Origin of the sequence: Candidatus Hydrogenedens sp. (assembly GCA_035378955.1) — a bacterium.
In the GTDB taxonomy this organism is placed as follows: domain Bacteria; phylum Hydrogenedentota; class Hydrogenedentia; order Hydrogenedentales; family Hydrogenedentaceae; genus Hydrogenedens.
Map to the genome: position 1 here is coordinate 1 of DAOSUS010000139.1, position 2807 is coordinate 2807.

At 35.3% G+C, this 2807-nt stretch carries 2 protein-coding genes; both read right to left on the reverse strand.

The genetic code is table 11. The features are described from left to right. The coding region (locus PLA12_14645) for an efflux RND transporter permease subunit (protein ID HOQ33728.1) at window positions 1–924 on the reverse strand (924 nt) is incomplete at its 3' end. Continuing rightward, window positions 925–2807 (reverse strand): efflux RND transporter permease subunit (locus PLA12_14650; GenBank protein HOQ33729.1); only part of this gene is annotated, 1883 nt, incomplete at its 5' end.

Sequence of the window (2807 nt, forward strand, 5' to 3'; positions counted from 1 at the left end):
TTCTGATAAAATATTTTCTAATTCTCTTTTTATACGGTCACATACCGCTACTGCATTTGCTTCCGATTCTTTTATTACTAATAGAACTACTCCTCCTTTTCCATCCAGGGCTACCCGTTGTGCTTTTTCTCGAGAACCAAATTGGACTGTAGCAATATCTTTTAGTCGCATTCCATCTTTATTAATTATTAGATTTTCAATTTCAGAGAGATTTCGATATTCACCGGATAAACGAGCAAAGTATTTCCTATCATTTTGAGTAACAGAACCAAGGGATATGTTAACAGATGATGTGCGAAGGGTGTTGAGGAGAGAAACGATAGGTATATTAAGACTATTTAGACGGTCTTGAGAAACCTCTATAAGTACTTCTTTTTCAGGAATGGGGGAGATAATTTGTATATCTGCGACTCCATCTAACCTTCTAAGACGGGGAATGAGAGATGTTCGGACTAAATATACATAATTTTCTTCATCGCCCGATTTAAATAATCCAACCGCAAAAACGGGAATAGAACCTGAACTAAATCGTTGAATGATAATTCGTTGGACTTCTTCAGGTAGTGTCATCTTTAGTCGTTCTATTCGGTCACGCACTTCTGCAGTTGCAAGAGTCATATCGGTATCAAGGTCAAACCACATATTTACTGTGCAACCGTTAGAAGAACTGGTAGTAGCAATACTCCTGAGTCCGGGAATCGTTCGAAATTCCCCTTCTACGGGAATGGCAATTTGCTGTTCGACCTGTTCAGGTGACCCCCCGGGATAAGGGATAAAACAACCTATGAAAGGGCGGTCAACTTTAGGGAGAAATTTTAAAGGAATACGATACCAAGAAATGAACCCTAATACCAATATGGATATGGAAACCATAATCATGGTAATAGGACGATTAATTGCTAATTTAGGTAACGACCAATCCATTTATCTTTTTCCCCTGTGGAACATAGTAGAAAACATATAATTTCCCATAGGGATTATCCAAAGTGTTAGAAGAGTACTTGAAGAAAGTCCTGCCATAACAGTTAGTGCCAGAGGTTGTCTTAATTCAGAACCTTCACCGTGAGATAACAACATAGGTAGTAAACCAAGGACAGTTGTTAATGTCGTCATAAGGATAGGTCTAAGTCGAACTACCGCCGCCTGCACGATAGCCTCATGTATTGAAAGTCCTCTGGAAACGAGTTGGTTTGTATAGTCAATCAGGACGATAGCATTGTTTACTACAATACCTGCAAGTACTATGGAGCCTAAAAAGACCATGACATTCAAATTTGTATTTGTCCAGAATAACGCTAAAACAACACCAATAAAGGCAAGAGGAACAGAGAACATAACCAGAACAGGTAACCAGATAGACTCAAATTGGCATGCCATAACCACATAAACAAGGAAAACTGCTAACATTAAGGCGAATCGTAAACTTTGATAGGAGGTTGATAATTCACGATTTTGACCACCAAGGGTCATGAAAAATTCGCGGGGTTTTTCTACTTCTCGTAATGTTTCCATGACTTCATTAGATACACTGGCTAAATCTCTACCTTCAATGTTTGCTGTAATTAAAACAACTCTTTTTTGTCCTATTCTTCGAATATCACTGGGACCTGTGTCTTCTATAATTCGAGCTACATCACAAAGACGAATGGGTGTTGCACCTTCCACTATGGATAATTGTTTTAAGTCCTCTATACTTTGTAAATAAACCTGGTCTGTGCGCACACGAATGTCTATCTTATCTCCTCCCCGATTAAATTTGGTTGCAATTTCCCCTTGTATTTCTTTTCTTAATTTATTAGCAACTTCCATCGGGGTTAGTCCTTTTTCTGCGAGAAGTTCTCTGTCCAATTGAATTAAAAGTTCCGGATATCCAGACTGTATTGAAATGTCCGCATCTTTTATACCTTTTATACCTTTTACTTTTTCAAGGCACTTTTCTCCAACAATTTTTAATATGTTTAAATCATCACCGAAAATTTGGACTTCCAAATCGTTTTTCATTGTAAATAGTGTAGGTAAAGAGAATACGATAGATTCTTCAGGAAGGGGTATTAATTTAGAACGGATTTCATCAATAATTTTGTCTTGTATTCTTGCTGTCTTATTTCGGTCTTTTAGTAAAACAGTAAATGATGCTTTATTTTCATTTTTTCCTTTACTTTCTGATTTGGAACTTTCTGTCCCAACCTGTAATGTGACCCGTTCAACGAAAGGATGTTCTTTTAGTAGATTTTCTATTCTTGATGCTTTTTGTAAAGTCTGTTCTAATTTTGTTCCTGCACGAGTTTCAAAGAGGATATTAAATTCTCCCTGTTTCATTGCAGGGATAACTTCCTGTCCAAGATTGGGTAATAAATTCAATGTGTAAACAAAAAGAGCAATAGCAAGAAATATAAAAATAGGTGAATATTTTAAACTATAAGAAAGTGAAATTTTATAAAAATATCGAAAACTTTCAAATCCGACATGAAAAATTTGCAGAGGGATATAAAGTGTCCAATGGATGACTTTCTTTAAGATAAGAAATAGGACGATTATGATAAATAAAAAGGGGAGAGAGAAAAGAATCGAGAAGAAAGTTAGAGGATACATAATAAGATTTAATATTAACCATGAAGTAAGTTTTAATAAAAGATTCAAGGGGAAGAAAACAATTCTAAGTATTCCTTTGATTGTAGATTGAGAAGGTTTAAATTTGAAAATTTCAAGAAAACTGGATTTAGATTTTCTCCAATGTCTTTTAATTATGAATATTAAGGTGTTTATAGATGAAGATATGATACTTTTGTGTTTTACATTTTTATAGT